Origin of the sequence: Parvularcula dongshanensis (assembly GCF_014199615.1) — a bacterium.
Taxonomy (GTDB): domain Bacteria; phylum Pseudomonadota; class Alphaproteobacteria; order Caulobacterales; family Parvularculaceae; genus Parvularcula; species Parvularcula dongshanensis.
In genome coordinates, this window is sequence record NZ_JACHOB010000001.1 from 1 (window position 1) to 14,651 (window position 14,651).

13 protein-coding genes and 2 pseudogenes are annotated in these 14,651 nt (G+C 61.6%); 8 read left to right on the forward strand and 7 right to left on the reverse strand.

The window, feature by feature from the left end:
- Positions 1 to 370 (reverse strand): annotated as a pseudogene (locus GGQ59_RS14845) (transposase); the annotation flags it as partial.
- On the opposite strand from GGQ59_RS14845, the gene GGQ59_RS00010 reads away from it, so the two are divergent.
- A complete protein-coding gene (locus GGQ59_RS00010; protein WP_183814664.1) occupies positions 353 to 1,264 on the forward strand; it encodes a phospholipase effector Tle1 domain-containing protein in 912 nt (303 codons plus the stop codon). The pseudogene GGQ59_RS14845 and the gene GGQ59_RS00010 sit on opposite strands and share 18 nt — an antisense overlap.
- Positions 1,218 to 1,760, forward strand: coding sequence for a LysM peptidoglycan-binding domain-containing protein (locus GGQ59_RS00015; RefSeq protein WP_183814666.1), 543 nt, complete (start codon positions 1,218 to 1,220; stop codon positions 1,758 to 1,760). The genes GGQ59_RS00010 and GGQ59_RS00015 overlap by 47 nt, the downstream gene beginning before the upstream one ends.
- A gap of 202 nt (positions 1,761 to 1,962) precedes the next feature.
- Here GGQ59_RS00015 and GGQ59_RS00020 read toward each other — a convergent pair whose 3' ends face one another.
- Positions 1,963 to 2,841, reverse strand: a complete 879-nt coding sequence (locus tag GGQ59_RS00020) for an SDR family oxidoreductase (protein ID WP_183814668.1) — start codon at positions 2,839 to 2,841, stop codon at positions 1,963 to 1,965.
- 106 nt (positions 2,842 to 2,947) lie between these two features.
- On the opposite strand from GGQ59_RS00020, the gene GGQ59_RS00025 reads away from it, so the two are divergent.
- Positions 2,948 to 3,835, forward strand: coding sequence for a LysR family transcriptional regulator (locus GGQ59_RS00025; RefSeq protein WP_183816608.1), 888 nt, complete (start codon positions 2,948 to 2,950; stop codon positions 3,833 to 3,835).
- 140 nt (positions 3,836 to 3,975) lie between these two features.
- On the opposite strand, the gene GGQ59_RS00030 is transcribed toward GGQ59_RS00025, so the two are convergent.
- Complete coding sequence (locus GGQ59_RS00030; RefSeq protein ID WP_183814670.1) at positions 3,976 to 5,676, reverse strand: hypothetical protein; 1,701 nt, start codon at positions 5,674 to 5,676, stop codon at positions 3,976 to 3,978.
- Entirely contained in the window at positions 5,673 to 7,343 is a 1,671-nt protein-coding gene (locus GGQ59_RS00035; protein WP_183814672.1) for a hypothetical protein, read from the reverse strand. The genes GGQ59_RS00030 and GGQ59_RS00035 overlap by 4 nt, the downstream gene beginning before the upstream one ends.
- A gap of 612 nt (positions 7,344 to 7,955) precedes the next feature.
- Between GGQ59_RS00035 and GGQ59_RS00040 the strand changes: the two are divergent.
- The 3 genes and pseudogenes from GGQ59_RS00040 (at position 7,956) to GGQ59_RS00050 (ending at position 11,044) form a co-directional block, all read left to right on the forward strand.
- Positions 7,956 to 8,722: pseudogene (locus GGQ59_RS00040) on the forward strand (IS5 family transposase).
- An 80-nt stretch (positions 8,723 to 8,802) separates the two neighbouring features.
- Complete coding sequence (locus tag GGQ59_RS00045; RefSeq protein WP_183814674.1) at positions 8,803 to 9,309, forward strand: hypothetical protein; 507 nt, start codon at positions 8,803 to 8,805, stop codon at positions 9,307 to 9,309.
- Positions 9,310 to 9,703: 394 nt separating this feature from the next.
- Positions 9,704 to 11,044, forward strand: a complete 1,341-nt coding sequence (locus tag GGQ59_RS00050; RefSeq protein ID WP_183814676.1) for a PRC-barrel domain-containing protein — start codon at positions 9,704 to 9,706, stop codon at positions 11,042 to 11,044.
- A gap of 221 nt (positions 11,045 to 11,265) precedes the next feature.
- Here the strand turns inward: GGQ59_RS00050 and GGQ59_RS00055 are convergent, their stop codons facing one another.
- The 3 genes from GGQ59_RS00055 to GGQ59_RS00065 all read right to left on the reverse strand — a co-directional run bounded on the left by GGQ59_RS00055 (position 11,266) and on the right by GGQ59_RS00065 (position 13,262).
- Positions 11,266 to 11,562 (reverse strand): PRC-barrel domain-containing protein, encoded by a 297-nt coding sequence (locus tag GGQ59_RS00055; protein ID WP_183814678.1) that lies wholly within the window; start codon positions 11,560 to 11,562, stop codon positions 11,266 to 11,268.
- Positions 11,563 to 11,896: 334 nt separating this feature from the next.
- Complete coding sequence (locus GGQ59_RS00060; RefSeq protein WP_183814680.1) at positions 11,897 to 12,121, reverse strand: hypothetical protein; 225 nt, start codon at positions 12,119 to 12,121, stop codon at positions 11,897 to 11,899.
- 181 nt (positions 12,122 to 12,302) lie between these two features.
- Positions 12,303 to 13,262, reverse strand: a complete 960-nt coding sequence (locus GGQ59_RS00065; protein WP_183814682.1) for a YihY/virulence factor BrkB family protein — start codon at positions 13,260 to 13,262, stop codon at positions 12,303 to 12,305.
- 110 nt (positions 13,263 to 13,372) lie between these two features.
- Between GGQ59_RS00065 and GGQ59_RS00070 the strand changes: the two genes are divergently transcribed.
- Both GGQ59_RS00070 and GGQ59_RS00075 read left to right on the forward strand, forming a co-directional pair.
- Entirely contained in the window at positions 13,373 to 13,954 is a 582-nt protein-coding gene (locus GGQ59_RS00070; protein WP_183814684.1) for an RNA polymerase sigma factor, read from the forward strand.
- A 102-nt stretch (positions 13,955 to 14,056) separates the two neighbouring features.
- Positions 14,057 to 14,635 carry a YsnF/AvaK domain-containing protein gene (locus tag GGQ59_RS00075; protein ID WP_183814686.1) on the forward strand — a complete coding sequence of 193 codons (579 nt, stop codon included), beginning with the start codon at positions 14,057 to 14,059 and terminating at the stop codon, positions 14,633 to 14,635.
- The last annotated feature ends 16 nt before the right edge of the window (positions 14,636 to 14,651 follow it).

The window sequence follows — 14,651 nt, forward strand, 5'->3', positions numbered from 1 at the left end:
CGGTGCTGCCGAACCACTCGGCACGCCCGCCGCTCTGACACGCCGAGGACACCCCGCACGTGATCGATCGCGACCCTTCGGCGAGCGGGGCTCAGAACTTTCCCCGCCCCACCTCTTCCAAGATCATCTTGTCGAGCGTGAGATCGCTGACCGCCTTGCGCAGCCGCTGGTTCTCCCGCTCGAGCTGCTTCAGCCGTCTCGCCTGATCCACCTTCATGCCGCCGTACTCGCGGCGCCACCGGTAGTAGGTCTGCTCAGTCACGCCGATCGCCTTCGTCGCCTGCGGCGTCGTCTAACCCCGCGCGATCAAGACCTCCGCCTCGCGCAGCTTCCCGATGATCTCCTCGGGGCTGTGCCGCTTGCGTCCCATGTCGCTCTCCTTCCATGCTCCATCCGAACATACAGTCCGGACCACTCAGAAGGAGGCAGGCCAGATGGAGCGACGCAGATCGTCTACTACGATGAGGGCGTAGGCAGCTCAGACATTGATGATGGCGCTGTGCGTCGGGCGCTCGAGCGGCTTGGCGGCGGCGTGTTCGGTCACGGGCTGCTCGGCAACCTCGTCGAGGCGTACAAGTTCCTGGTCTTCAACTTCGAACCGGAAGATCAGATCTTCGTCTTCGGTTTCTCGCGTGGGGCGTTCAGCGCGCGATCCTTCGTCGGCCTCCTTCACTCGGCTGGCATCTTGCGTCGGAGCCACGTCGAGAAGGCGCACCAGGCGGTCGAGAACTATCGCGACCTCGATCCTGAGAGCGACGCGGACGTGGAAACGATGCGGCAGTTCCGCTTCCAGTACGCGCGCGAGACCTACGTCGACGAGGCTGACCATCTGTGGCGCTACGATGTCCACGCGGACCGTTACGATCCCGACGCCTGCACCCGCCTTCGCGTGGCGTATCTCGGCGTTTGGGACACGGTCGGCTCAATGGGGCTGCCAAGCCAGCTAGGCGACTTCTCCGACTGGGTGAACGAGAGGTACGCCTTCCATGACTGCAAGCTGACGGACTTCGTCCGCTACGCCCGCCACGCGGTTGCGATCGACGAGGACCGGCCGAACTTCGCTCCGACCCTCTGGACCAACGTGGAAGACATGAACCGGCAGGCCGGAAAAACAACGAGGCGAACGGCCTTACGAGCAGCAGTGGTTCCCGGGCGACCACGGCTCGGTCGGCGGGGGTGGCGGTATCAGAGGCCTGTCGGACGGCGCGCTGCACTGGGTGCTGGACGGCGCGCGGGCAAACGGCCTGACGATCGACACCGATGAAGCGAGTGCGGTCTTCGAACTGAAGCCGAACGTGATGGCACCGCTGACAAATCAGGACATCGACACGGAGAAGAGCTTCTTCGGCGCCCTTCTCGACAAGCTGCCCGGTGCCCCACGAAAGCCGGGTCCACTCTCGATGACCGAGGTCAGCGAGATCGCGAAACTCCGGTGGGCAGAGGATAGTACCTACAGGCCCGAAACCCTGTGTAACGTAGCCCACGAGCTTGACGCGTTCGCATCCAGGCTAGCTGACTCACAGCGCGCTTCGAGCCTTGGTGAGGGGGACGACCGAAGGTTCTATACCGTCCAGCAAGGCGACAACCTGGGAGCCATCGCAAAGGCGCAATACGGAGATGCGGACCTTCACCGCACCCTCTTCCTCGTGAACCGAGCGCTGTCATTGCATCCCGACGAGATCTTTCCCGGACAGGAACTAACCATTCCGTCGAAGGAGAAGATCGTGGAGATCGAGGCACGAAGCAGAAAGGGTAGCTGACGCTCGCACAACGGGAACAGCGCAGAACCGGACATTAAGCGGCGACAGCGGATCGACAAAAGCTGCGCCGCCCTGGCATTGCGGACCGGCTGATTGCAAGACTTCGCCGGTCCGTTGGTTCGTGTATGGTAGGTTCGGTAATACGAGAGTGTAGCTGAAGAAAGGGAAGCTGTAGAGGCAGGTCGCCTTTCGCTTTCAGGCGTTAGGAAGCCGTCTTCCCTGCCGCCAGTTCCACCACGAAGTCGCGGTAGGAATGGAGTGGCCGGCCAAGGAGCTTCGTCAGCCGTTCGGCGTCGCCGTCTTCGGGAACCATGCCGTCGCTGACGTAGCGTTCGGCCATGACCCGCATCTCGTACGCCATCCACTTCGGCATGAAGCTCGCCATGTTGCCCTCGAACGCGCTCGGATCGTCTCCGCCATAGGCGACCTGCCGTCCGAGGACGTCAGACCAGATCTCAGCGACCTGCGACCCTGTCAGCGTGTCGGGTCCGACGACGTTGATCGTCTCGATCGGCAGCTTGCCGTGCGCTTGGTCGCGGCGGAGGAGCTCGATCGCGGCGATCTCGGCAAGGTCGCGCGTATCGATCATCGCGACGCCCTTGCTGCCGATCGGCACGGGGTAGACGCCGTGCTCCACGACCATGTCCGCGATCATCGCGTCGTTTTCGATAAAGTAGGCCGGCCGCAGGATGGTCGCGCTGAATCCCATCGCCGCCAGCATCCGCTCGGCGCCGGACTTCACCGCGAAGTGCGGCACGTTCACCGCCCCGTCGGCGTCGAAGACAGATTGGTACACGACCCGTTCGACGCCCGCCTCTTTGGCGAGGTTCAGGGTCAGGATCGCCTGGGTGAACTCATCGCCGGTGACGGCGTTGAGAAGGAACAGCGTGCGGACGCCGGAGAGGGCGCCGCGGACGGCGTCGATGTCGAGAAGGTCGCCCTCGGCGACCTCGACGCCTTCGGGCACGTCGGCCTTCGAGCGGTCCCGGGTCAGGATCCGCACGCTTGCGCCGCGCTTCAACAGCTGATCGACGAGGTGGCGGCCGACGCGGCCGGTGGCACCGGTGACTAGGATGGTCATGGGAGGTCTCCTCATCTCTGCCAGGCTTGGCAGCACTGAAGGTGATCGATCCACAGGAGGCTCAATAGACGCTATATCTGGACAAGCCGTCTCGCTGGTGGAACGCTTGGACCTTCTCGCTCTTTCGGACTTCGTCCTCGTCGCTCGCCATGGCGGGTTCGGTAAGGCAGCGCGCGCTGGCGGTCGGCCGAAGGCGACGCTGTCCCGGCGCGTCTCCGAGTTGGAGGCGAGCCTTGGGGTGCGTCTGTTCGAGCGCGGCGGACGAGACCTAAAGCTGACGGAGGAAGGGCGGGCGCTCTTCGAGCGCGCCGGCTCTCTTCTCACCGACTTAGAAGAGGCAGCGGTCGAGATCGCTTCAGGCGGGCAACGCCCCCGCGGAAGGTTGCGGATCAGCGCGCCCCTGCTCTTCTCGCAAGTGGCGATGGGCAAGCTCGCCGCCGACTTCGCGCTCGCCTACCCGGACGTGCGGCTCGAGGTCACGAGCGAGGACCGGCCCGTCGACATGGTCGAGGAGGGGTACGACCTCGTCATCCGCGTCGATCCGAAGCCGGACGAGAAGCTGATCGGGCGGGCGTTCCTGCACGACTGGCTCGTCGTCGTCGCCAGCCCCGACCTTTCCCGCTCTTCTCTAGCGCCAGTCTCCGCTGTCGTTCGGGGGAACGACCAAACAGAACGCTGGACGATGACCGGACAGGCGGGCGAGGCTCAGCTTGCGGTCGACCCGATTCTCAGACTGTCATCGCTGATCATGATCCGCGACGCCGTACGCGGCGGTGTCGGCGCGGCGCGCTTGCCGATCTCTCTCGTCAGCCGCGACCTCGCAGCAGGCCGACTGACCCGTTGGGGTGACGTCGCAGGATCCGACATCGCGCTTTGGGCGCTCTACCCGTCGAGAAGGCACCTAAGCGCCCGCGTCTCCGCCTTCCTCGACCTTCTGAAGCAAGCCTTCCCGACGGGGGTGCCGCAAGAACTGGCTGCCTATGTCGATCGCTGAACAATCCCCTCGAGCCGAGCGGTTCGGCTGCTAATCAACCTGCCAACGACGGTCCCGGCGCATTTGCGGACATAACTCAGGATCAACCGGCAGTATGACCTGACGCAGGCTGCCTGCTTCGCAAAGGCGATCTGAAGTCGTCAGTTGGAATGCACTGCGCTCTCTGCCGCATCGTTTTCGCCGTGGTCAGGAAACCAGAGTTGTGGCGGCACAGGCAGGCGATGGTGCCAGCACGCCAAGACGATGACGTACCAGATGCCAAAAGCTTGCGCAGACAACGTGGCGAAATGTTGGTTTTCGCGAACCTCTCGGCTCACAACGCGCTTCATCAGATCAGAATCATCGCCCTTCATCGTAAGCGCGTACCCGTGCTGAGAAGAGTTGATGTAGAGATTTTCCTCGCTATCCGGTCCGGGGACCCAGAGTTGCGCGGTCGAGTGAGTATAATGCTTTGACGAGAACGTCATCAGATCTTTGAGTGCATCGTCGGCATCGCTGCGGATTGCCCACAGGGTCAGTGTAGGTATGAGCGTGTTCGCATTGGTGCTTTTAGCCTTATCTTTGTCACTCTGACGGACAAGTTCTCGATAGTCTTGCGTTGGTCGAGGGTAGTGTGCTGAGCTCATGAACGCGAAGGTCGTACGCTCTATCAGTCCAGATACCCAAGCCGTGATACTTGCAGTATCGTTAAGAGATTGCAGCGCTAGCATAGCGATAGTCAGATCAATTGACTGATCGTCTCTTACTGGGCAGAGCAGAACGTCATTGTTTGTAACAGCCGCTACGAGCAAATTCTTGATCTTAGTCGCACGCTCTTGTAGATATTCCTGTTCGTCCTCTGGCGCCTTTCTGTATTGAAACGCAAGGTACAAAATCTGAAGTCCGAGACGGCCGACGAGATCGAATAGGGCAAGGTTCACATCGACGGATGAAGCGCTCGGCACGGCGGTCGCTAAGCCGTCCGGAATCTTCGCGTACTCCGCGACTGGTCCCTCGATGAAGGCGGACCGCACCGCAGCGTCGAGATGGATGAGCTGCTCGAGCGCGCTTCGCATCTGCGTCGGAGTTTTGGCTTTCCCTTCCAGATCGTTTCGAGCCACGTGCCAACCGGATAGAACGGCCAACTCAGCTGCGCGCATCGCACCGCGAAGGTTTTCTGCTTCACGTGCCCACACGAACAGAATCCACGTCGCGATTGCCGACTGCCTAAGGAACGATAGCTTTGCCGTCCCGTCTGCGTCAGCGTCCGGCATCAGGTCGTGAATCATCCGTGCGAAGTGATGGTATGCGATATCCGGCTCGTCGACCATCGCGACGGCTTTCCTGAAAGCGGTCCTCGCCTGTTCAGGCAGCAGTTCTTCTCGGAAGAGGCCCGTCAGAAGATGCGTCGTGAGCCGATCCCCGTTCCACTCCTGAAACGAGATACGATCGTTCGTGTTCTGATCGATGTAGCCTTTCAGAACATCTCGTATGTCTTCGCGAGTATCACCTCCGAAAGTCGGACAGATGACAATCGGCAAGCTCGCGTACTCCGGCGACAGACGGCTTGGTATATAGGCATCAATGATCTCGTCGAGCGACGGTCTTAGAGACTGTGCGCCTGCGTTGTTCCACTCGTGCCTGGTCAGGTCCCCCGACTTGACCGAGAACAGAAAGACCTTGCGAACACCGTCTGTCGGGTCTGGCCCGACGGCGGCGATATCGACACCGCGCTGCTGAGTCCCTCGAGAGGGGCGCGAGAAGACCTCCAAACCTATGCCGCTTAGGATCTCCGGCAGGACAGCGTCCAACTCGTCACGCTCCCGAAGCGACGAGAAATACTGTTTCACGAGTAGTCTCATTCCGGCCTCCGCGATGCGCGCAGCATGAAAAGGCGCAAGTTCAAGCCGACGGGATCCAGCCCTTCGAGCCGAGGCATTGCCATCTCGTGGGAATGGCTTTGCATCGGAACCTCCATCCGTCGCGTCTCACTACCGTCCGGACTGTCGACGTGCGTGACGGAACCCGACCCGTACAAAAGGTGCTGTACCGTGATGAATTGCAGGAGATCGGACTGATCATGTGCGTTTCGCTGAATGTCCCGCCAGAAGTCAGCCTGGCGTTCGGCTTGAATGAAGCGCTGCCGCTCTGATGGCCTGAATTCGGCAATCGAGCGGACGGGTTTCAACGCGGAAAGATAGGCGCGCGCCTTCGCCACCGCTCCACGAAGCACATCGGCTGCTAAGTCCTCCGGTCCCCCGACTATGCGTTCTGTATTGTCCGCCATGCCCGGGTAGCTCCTCAACAAAACGTCGAAGAGCTGCTCCCCAAGAGCTATTCGCGCCTCTTCGCTTGTCTTTCGCATGACTGCAGCAACGATCCCTAGAGCGAGGGGTGGGCTAAGAAAGAGAAAGCCGAGCGCCCTTCGTCCTAGATACTCTACCGTCTCGGCGTTAAGCTCAAGATCATCGAGATCAGTGTCGTAGTCTGCAGAGTCGGCGACGCCCTGAGCGACGAGGGAGTAAAGCTCGACGGCCGGACCGTCTTCCGAGAGGAGAAGACGGGCGGCATGCCACGCCAAAAGGTTGGGATCTGCCCGTTCGATCCCGTGCATAACGTTTCGAGCGGTCTTTCCCTTGAGCGTACCCGCCTGATGCATGGCGAGGATGAAGTCGGACAGCACGAGACGATCCCGGTCTGCATCGAGCTGGGAGGCGATGACCATCAAATTTTGTACGGTCCCGCCTTCCTCGGTCGTCGTTAGTCGAGCCAAGCGGATTGTCAGGTCGTTGACAGCGCTCTCGGGCAGGGCATCGCGCTGCATGAATAAAATACGACTGGCGGCAAAGCGGCTGAATCGGTTCCCCCGTTCGATAGCGCCTTGGAGAACCTTCTCGATGCGTCCAGCGAAGTGATCTGGCATCTCCTTAAAGCGCTCAGCTAACGCGTCCGTAAGGACGGCGATCTCCCTATCATCGATGACAGCATCGAGAGGCGTCGCCAGATGGTTCCATATATCTTCGGCCGCATCAGCATCTATTGCATGACAGACACCGAGAGCTGAAAAACCTGCCAGTCTCCTATCAATATCGTTCGACGCGGACAAGGCATAGGCTTGTTCAAATGTCTCAACTGGTCTCAATGGACTAACCTTCTTTAGTACATTGACGAATGTGCGTGGCGTTCGATTGAATGACAGGGCGTCTAGGACTGCGTCAGCTCGTTCTAAGTCCGAGCCTAGCCAATCAGCAAAAGCACGCACGGGCTCACCGGCAGCTAGGTCTTCCCCGCCAGCTAGAACGAGCTCTTCGATGCATGGTAGAAGTGCCTCGGCCGCCTCGCAGCTATGAGGCAAGACGGAACAAAAAAGTTGCTGAATGTGGAAGAAGCGCCCCTTCGGCAAAGCCGCTAATGCTTCTCGGGTAAAATGTCGAGAGAGCTGCAAATTGCCCTGCTCGACTAAGTCACGTAGCGCAGCAACCAAAGTGCCTTCCGCGTTTAACAAATTTGGAACCGGTTGGTCTAACAAGAACTCGATTAATCGCCCCTCCCGTTCGGCATCCAAGCAGTGGGTGGCTACGGCGTGGTGGTTTGCCATCGGCGGAGGGTTCATCTCATTTGTTCGATAATAGGTAACAAGCGGGCATCGGCGTACGGCAGAAGTTGCATTCGCCCTAGGCGCGGGTCCTGCAGCCTGTAGCGGATCGATTGCAAGCTGACGACCATGGCAACCGGTGTGACCGCATAAGGTCGAGCATTCACCGCAGTTCCAACCGTTTGACGTCCGCTTCTGGATAGGTCCTGACAAACGGTGTCGCTTCGCGACGCTGAACCATCGGGACCTAACGACTGGGCCGCTTCGCGGCCCACGTGCCAGGGGGGCGCCGCGCTTACGTGCGGTCTGCCAGGACGATAGCGTAGCGCCTCTTTCCAAACTTCATGCTTTGCCGGACCGTCGCGACAGATCTACTATACCGATCGAGGGCAAGTGCCCTCCCCGCACGCGGTGACAGTTCTATTCTGCGGTTAAGCTGTCATTTCTAACTGGGAGCAACAACCGTATTAGGGTCTGATCTCAAATTAGGCCTTGCACGCTGGCGGCATGGTTGATTCGCTGTGCGCTCGCAGCGGAGTACGGACGATGCGGTTCGACCTTACGGACAAGGAGTGGGCGGTGCTCGAGCCGCTCTTGCCACCGGTGCGCCAGGGCGGTGCGAGGCGGGACGACCGTCAGGTGCTGAATGGGATCTTCTACGTGCTGAGGACGGGCGTTCCTTGGGACGACCTGCCGGCGCGCTACGGGCCGCCTGGCACGGTCTACAACCGCTTCAACCGGTGGGCGCAGCAGGGCATCTGGCGCCGCATGTACGAGGCGCTCGAGGCGGCGCTGCCGCAGTCGGTAGAGATGATCGACTCGACGTCCATCAAAGCGCACCGGGCCGCGGCAGGGGCCGAAAAAGGGGGATGAGTACGAAGGAGAGAGCCGAGGCCGAAGGCATCGGCACCTCCCGGGGTGGGCGCACGACGAAGGTGCACGGCGTCTGCGACGAGCAAGGCCGGTTGCGGCGCTTCTCTCTGACCGGCGGGAACCGTCACGACGTGACGGAGGCGAAGGCGCTCTTGGGGCAGCGGGGACCGGACACGGTCATCGCCGACAAGGGCTGCGACAGCAGGGCCTTGCGCGACACGCTCGAGGAGCTCGGCAAGGCGCCCGTCATTCCGCCGAGGAAAGGCGCCAAGACCCCTGCCGCTTACGACGTGAAGGCGTACAAGGACCGCAACCTCATCGAGCGGGCTTTCGGTCGGCTCAAGGACAACCGCCGCGTCGCTACCCGTTTCCAGAAGCGCGCACGAAACTTCGAAGCCGTCGTCAGCCTCTGCGCTATGCGAACCTGGCTGCTGATTTGAGTCCAGACCCTAGCACGTTGAGCTAGTATTTTTACCCTGTAGCGAGAAGTTCCGGCTACTCCCCCCATCGGAGGGTGGTTATGAAGTTCGGTTCCCGCGAATGGCACCTGAAACGTACTGACGACAGCATCGTAAGGCGGAATGGGGACCTCAAATCGTCCCGTGAGTTTCGCGCTTGGGCGCTCCTCGGTACCTTCGCACTAACAGCGACGCCCCTCGTCACCTCGATCGTCTGGTGGATGAAAGAAGGCGCGTGGATCGAGGCCGACCTCCAAACCTTCGGGATGCTGCTGACGGGAAAGACGCCATTCGGCGAGCAACCGTTTAGTATCGTAGATCTAGTCGAGATCGATCACGTAGCCATCGAGTCGAAGGTCGCCGAAGACGCTTGGTTCATCGAGAGGGTTCTACGGCGCGCGTTGTGGGACAGCCCGCTTGGCGTCCTCACGTTCTTCTTCGCCTTCTACGTCCTGAACCTTCTGACCATTGTTCGTGAGAGGAGCATCGAGCGTATCCTCTTCAACCTCGGCAGACGTCGCTCGGATTTGGTGGCACAAGCAACGGATCGAGCGCAGCCTTCTACGTGACCGTTCGGGACGTTCTGCAACGAACGTTTGATTGGACGGCTGGCCCCTAGCGCATTCTGGCGAGCGTTGCCGATCGGCGTGCCGGCTAGGCGGGGGATCCGACTCTCAACGTCACGATTGAAGCCGACGGACCGGAGCAAGGCGTCTCCCTGCCGCGTCAGCGCCTCACGCCAGGGACGATTTGCCAGCGTGTAGATGTGTTTGGCGACGCCCGTCGCGGCGCCTCTTAAACTGCCCAGCAAGTCCCACTCCTCGCCCTAGTAATGGTAGACGTGATAGGATCTGCCGCAGTCGTCATCGGAGCCGCAGATGAGCAGAAATGGAACGTCCTTCGAGGCTTAGCCGTTGTGCATAGTACATGGCGCGACTCGGCGCCGCATGCGATGACGGAGAGATGATGATGAACCAGCGAATGGTGGCTCTTGCAGGAGCGAGCTGTTTGGCACTCGGAGGTGCGTCGGCCACAGCGCAAGAAGCCGATTACGTGACCGAATGTCAGGACCTCTACACCTTCCTGAACCAGTCGCAGGCCTACGATCTTACAGCCGAGCCGGAACTTGCAGCCATTCTCGAGCGCAACGACGCGCGAACCTGTAACCGACGCTTGGCGGTGTTGGAGCGCGATGCTCGGCAGGTGCGGCAGGTCGCTGGGCAATCGGACAGCGACGTGACGACGGAGTCGCGCTCGGTGCAGGAAGAAGTTCAGCTGCAGGAGACCGTCACCGTACAAGGCGAGGTCGACGTCGTCGCGCCGGTACCGAACGTCCAGGTCCGCCCGGAGCCGGCTGACGTTCAGGTCCGCAGCGAACCGCCGCGCGTCACCGTCCGCGAGGGCCAACCGGAGATCGTGGTGCGGGAACGTCCGGCGACGATCACCGTCGGGATGCCGACCATCACCGTGCGTCAGCAGGCGCCGGAGATCATCATCACGATGCCGCCGTCAGACGTCGACGTGGCGATGGCGGAACCGCAAGTCGAAGTTCGGCAGGCGCCCCCGCAGGTGAGCGTTGCAGTACCCGACCCTCGCGTCGATCTCGATCTCCGCGCGGTCCCCGGGAAAGCGGACACGCCGGTTCAGACGCGTATCACGCGCGAGCGGTTGGCTGCGCAGGACGAGGCAGGCCTGCAGCTCGTCGCGCGCGGCGACGAGGGTGCCGATGCCAACGTCTACGTCGCTGATGCAGAGCCGCAAGTCACGGTCAACGGGACGGATGCCGAGGCGCAGATCGATCTGCAACGACCTGAACCCCAAGTTCGTTTCGAAGGCGCGGAGCCCACGCTTGAGACGAGCGGTCAGCCCGAGATCCGCTTCGAGCGAGTTGGCGAGCCGGACATCCAGATCCGCCAGGCGGCCGCGGAAGCGCCCCAAGCCGTCGCCGGATCAGGGAGCACGAGCGCACCGCAGCAGTCCGCAGCAGCGGCTCCTGCCGCCGCGAACGTGACCGTCGGCGACCTCCTCGGCAAATCCGTGATGGGGGCCGACGATGAGGAGGTCGGCAGCATCGATCGTGTCGTTGAGATGAACGGGCAAACCTACGCGATCATCGAGCACGGCGGCTTCCTCGGGATCAGGGATACCGACATTCCCGTGCCAGTGACCGAGCTGCGCATGAGCGGCGACGATCTCCGCGCTGGCAACCTGACAGCTCAGCGTGCAGAGCAGATGCAAGCGAACGACATCTCGACGGGCGAGGAGCTGCCAAGCGAGACGACGCTCAGGATTGCGACCCGCTGAGAACGGGTTCCGTATCAGGTTGTGTAAGTGAACATGATCAGCGGCAGACTGAAGCGCCCCTAGCGAAGACTCGCTAGGGGCGTACTCTTGAAGCGTAACGTGTCGGCCGCGGCGGCGGGGTTAGGTCCCCACCCGTGCCGTCGGCGCCGACGCACTAAAGCTTGGACGGGCGGAAGCGGCATCAGCACGTAGCTGTGTCAGGTCGATCTGACCGTTTTTACCTAGTAGATCCCAGCGACCATGCCGTCCTGGTGTCTGGCGTCATGGTTGATGACCTGATGCGCCTGAATCTCGAGGGGCTCGACGGGGACCAGACCTCCACCTTGCAGCGCGACGGCTGCTACCCTCTTCGCCGCGACGTCGATCAGCAAGTCGTCGATGATGCCCAACTCGACGCCTTCGGGCGTCACGAGGGGTAGATTGCGAATGTCCTGCTTCGCGTCCTTTAGCTTGTATCTAGACAGCGTAGAGAACTTCTTCAGCCGACTTTCTGAGGCGCTCTTCTCATAGTCTGTCATCTCACTCACTCCGATCGTGACGCTTACAGCAAGGACGTAGAGTTCGAGGTCGCGACTGGAAGATGCCCGGTCCCCTGCCCGCCTATGCGCCTATCGCTTGGTTGGGCGACTTCACCGGCAAGACGGATAGTCTTGGCTGGCGTCAACACCGATGCTTCCGTCGGACTGCTGCCGGGCCTCTGCGGGACGTCGTCGACGACGAGGACGGAGGACTTTCTGTGGCTCTCAATGGAAGAGTCACCGTCGCCGTACAGACGCTCAATCGCAACCTGCGCGATCTCGACTAGCCGCCCGGTGGGGGGTGTCGAGCCTTCGGCGATCGTCGCAGGGTCAGTCATGCCCCTGCCAGCTGCGATGGCGAGCGCCGCTTGAGCGAGACGTACGATTGAGAGACGACCGCTCCTTCGGCAGAGGCGGAACCAGAAACAGGAGCGTCGGCTGTTCTCCTCTCTTCGCCGCTCGTTAGCAGGAAGAGAAGCGCGAGGAGAATAAGGGCGACGAGGATCACCCACGCCCACCAGGGAAACCGGGACTTCTTCACGACCGGTATCTCAGCCATCAACGTTCTCCATTAAGCATCAGGTGGAACGGCCCTAGCCAGTGCCTAGTTCCCAGTCCCCCAGCTTTCTGGTGAGGTGAGCGACGTCAGTGGGTAGAGTGCCCTTGGGACCGGACCCTCTGCTTGCGAGATCGTGCGAGCACACGTCGTCGCGCGCCCCCTTCAGTCACATCTACCGGGACTAGCTCCGCGCTTCGCCTACCGTGTTGGCAGCGTGCGCCCCGCGCCGTCCTAGCGGCTGGCGGCTGCCTTCGGTCGTGTCCTTCTTGGTCTGCCGTTCGACCTCCGCGTTGATCTCGGCACCAAGCAGAACAACGAAGCAGGTCAGGTAGAGCCACATCAGCAAGATCACCGCCCCGCCGATCGTCCCGTAGGTCTCGTTGTAGCTCGCGAAGTTCGAGACGTAGACCGAGAAGGCGATCGAGCCGATCAACCACAACACGACGCCGACGATCGCCCCCGGCGTGACCCACGCCCAACGCGGCTCGTCCCGGGCGGCGGCGTAGCGGTAGAGAACGGCGAAGGCGAGCGCGGCGCCAGCGAGGAGAACCGCCCACTTGAGCACGCCGATCAGGAACTCGACCGCGCCGGACAAGCCGACCGCCTTCAGCACGGCGGGCAGGACGACGACCAATCCGATGGCGAGCACGACGCCGATGATTGCACCAATCGTCAGCACGAGGCGCAGAAGGGTCTTCTTGATGAAGCCCCGGTCGTCCTCCTCGTCATAGGCGATGTTCACGCCCTCGATCACGGCGTTCATCCCCTTGGAGGCGGACCAGATGCCGAGCGCGATCGCCAAGATCGCCGTAAGCAGGGCGCCGCTTCCATCCTCCGCAGCTTGACGGGCCTGCGAGTGGATGATGTCGGCCGCTTCCTGCGGCAACGCCGAGGTGAACCCGTCGAGCTGACGGACGATCTCGGCGGGGTCGGCGATCAGCCCCCAAATCGCGACGACGGCCGCGACCGCTGGGAAGAGCGCTAGGAGCGAGAAGAACGCGCCCCCTGCGGCGATGAGAGAGACATGGTCGTTCTTTATCTCACTCTTCGTGCGAAGAAGCGTGTCCTTCCAACCGAGGGGCGGCACGTCCCATGGCCTGCTCGCTTGACGTCCGCGGGCAGCTTCGTTCGGCTCAGCCATCTCTTCCCTCGTGTCTTGTTCCTCTGCGGCCAACACGCAGTCAGAAAAGGAGTTTCCGTTTTTGGAACCATCCGCAGTCCGAACCCTTAGGGATAAAAAGGGGATTGCATTTGGGACAGGTAAGCTTCACCGACGACGAACTCATTGCGTGTATGGGCTCAGTTCGCAACTTTGCGTACTCCCTTACGAAGTGCCCGGCGGCCGGAGACGACCTCGTCCAAGAGGTCATGCTCCGTTGTGTGCGTAAGCGTCACCTCTTCCGGGGGGGCAACCTCGAGGCCTGGTTGTTCACCATGTGCCGTCGCCTCTTCTACAACTCGCGGCGAAACGCATCGGCAAAGGCGACCCACCTAGACATTGCCGATGTCGTCTCCAACGCCCTTGCCGAGCCGGCGATGCAGGAAGATCACCTCGAGGTTAAGAGGCTCATCGACTGCTTTCGCAGCTTGGGTCGGCGCGATCAGATCCTGATCGCTCTCGTCGGCATAGAGGGCTTGCCCTATGCCGAGGTGGCGCAGGTTCTGAACCTGCCGATCGGAACGGTCCGATCAGGCCTCAGCAGAGCGAGAGCACGCCTAGCTTCCGCCCTCGAAGCGTACGACTCCGCTCGTCCCATCGAACGGGCCTCTTCTTACTCGAGAACCGCAGAGGCCTGCTTTCAAGCTGCGGTGAATGCTTCGGTAGCTCGGTAGCTGACGGGAACGTGCCGTACCGCATTCGAGGCGACGATGAGATTTCTGCAACTCGCTGTTGTCCGGCGCGAAACAATATCTCCGCCGCGTTGTTCCCCCCCTATGACCGAAGAGAAAACGATCTTGCCGGACGGCACCGAGCGCGTCGTTGTCCGCCCTGGCGAGGCAACTAACAAGCCGTCCGTCCTTGATGCGATGAGCGAGGCAGAAGCCGCCACTCGCGCTCGTCGTGACGAGGGACGTGAAGGCGGTACGATCCCCATCGTTGAAGAGCGGCTGAAGGTTGGCAAACGTGTCGTCGACAAGGGAACCGTTCGGGTCTCCACTCACGTCGACATGGTCGAAGAGACCGTCGAGACCGAGCTTGCAAGCCACACAGCCGAGGTTGCTCGGGTGAAGGTCGACCGGGTCGTCGACACCATCCCGGAGCCCCGTCTGGACGGCGACACCGTCGTCATTCCGATCATCGAGGAACGGCTCGTGGTCGTGAAGCAGCTCGTCGTCGCTGAGGAAGTTCGGGTCAAGCTCGACGCGTTCGTGAGGACAGAGCGCGAGACGATGCCCGTCCGCAAGGAACGAGTGACGATCGACCGTATCCCGCCGCAGGACCGTGTTGGCTCGACCGAAGGGTCGGTTGCTGCTGCCGGTGGCGAGGATAAGCCCGCCCGCCCCACCAAGTGAAACCTGTGCGCTGCGA

What these genes read in the sequence shown, in the direction of transcription:
- GGQ59_RS00075 (WP_183814686.1), top strand. Translation starts at nt 14,057, where the DNA reads ATGACCGAAGAGAAAACGATCTTGCCGGACGGCACCGAGCGCGTCGTT.
- GGQ59_RS00045 (WP_183814674.1), top strand. Translation starts at nt 8,803, where the DNA reads ATGAAGTTCGGTTCCCGCGAATGGCACCTGAAACGTACTGACGACAGC.
- GGQ59_RS00030 (WP_183814670.1), bottom strand. Translation starts at nt 5,676, where the DNA reads ATGAGACTACTCGTGAAACAGTATTTCTCGTCGCTTCGGGAGCGTGAC.
- GGQ59_RS00065 (WP_183814682.1), bottom strand. Translation starts at nt 13,262, where the DNA reads ATGGCTGAGCCGAACGAAGCTGCCCGCGGACGTCAAGCGAGCAGGCCA.
- GGQ59_RS00060 (WP_183814680.1), bottom strand. Translation starts at nt 12,121, where the DNA reads ATGGCTGAGATACCGGTCGTGAAGAAGTCCCGGTTTCCCTGGTGGGCG.
- GGQ59_RS00050 (WP_183814676.1), top strand. Translation starts at nt 9,704, where the DNA reads ATGATGATGAACCAGCGAATGGTGGCTCTTGCAGGAGCGAGCTGTTTG.
- GGQ59_RS00020 (WP_183814668.1), bottom strand. Translation starts at nt 2,841, where the DNA reads ATGACCATCCTAGTCACCGGTGCCACCGGCCGCGTCGGCCGCCACCTC.
- GGQ59_RS00055 (WP_183814678.1), bottom strand. Translation starts at nt 11,562, where the DNA reads ATGACAGACTATGAGAAGAGCGCCTCAGAAAGTCGGCTGAAGAAGTTC.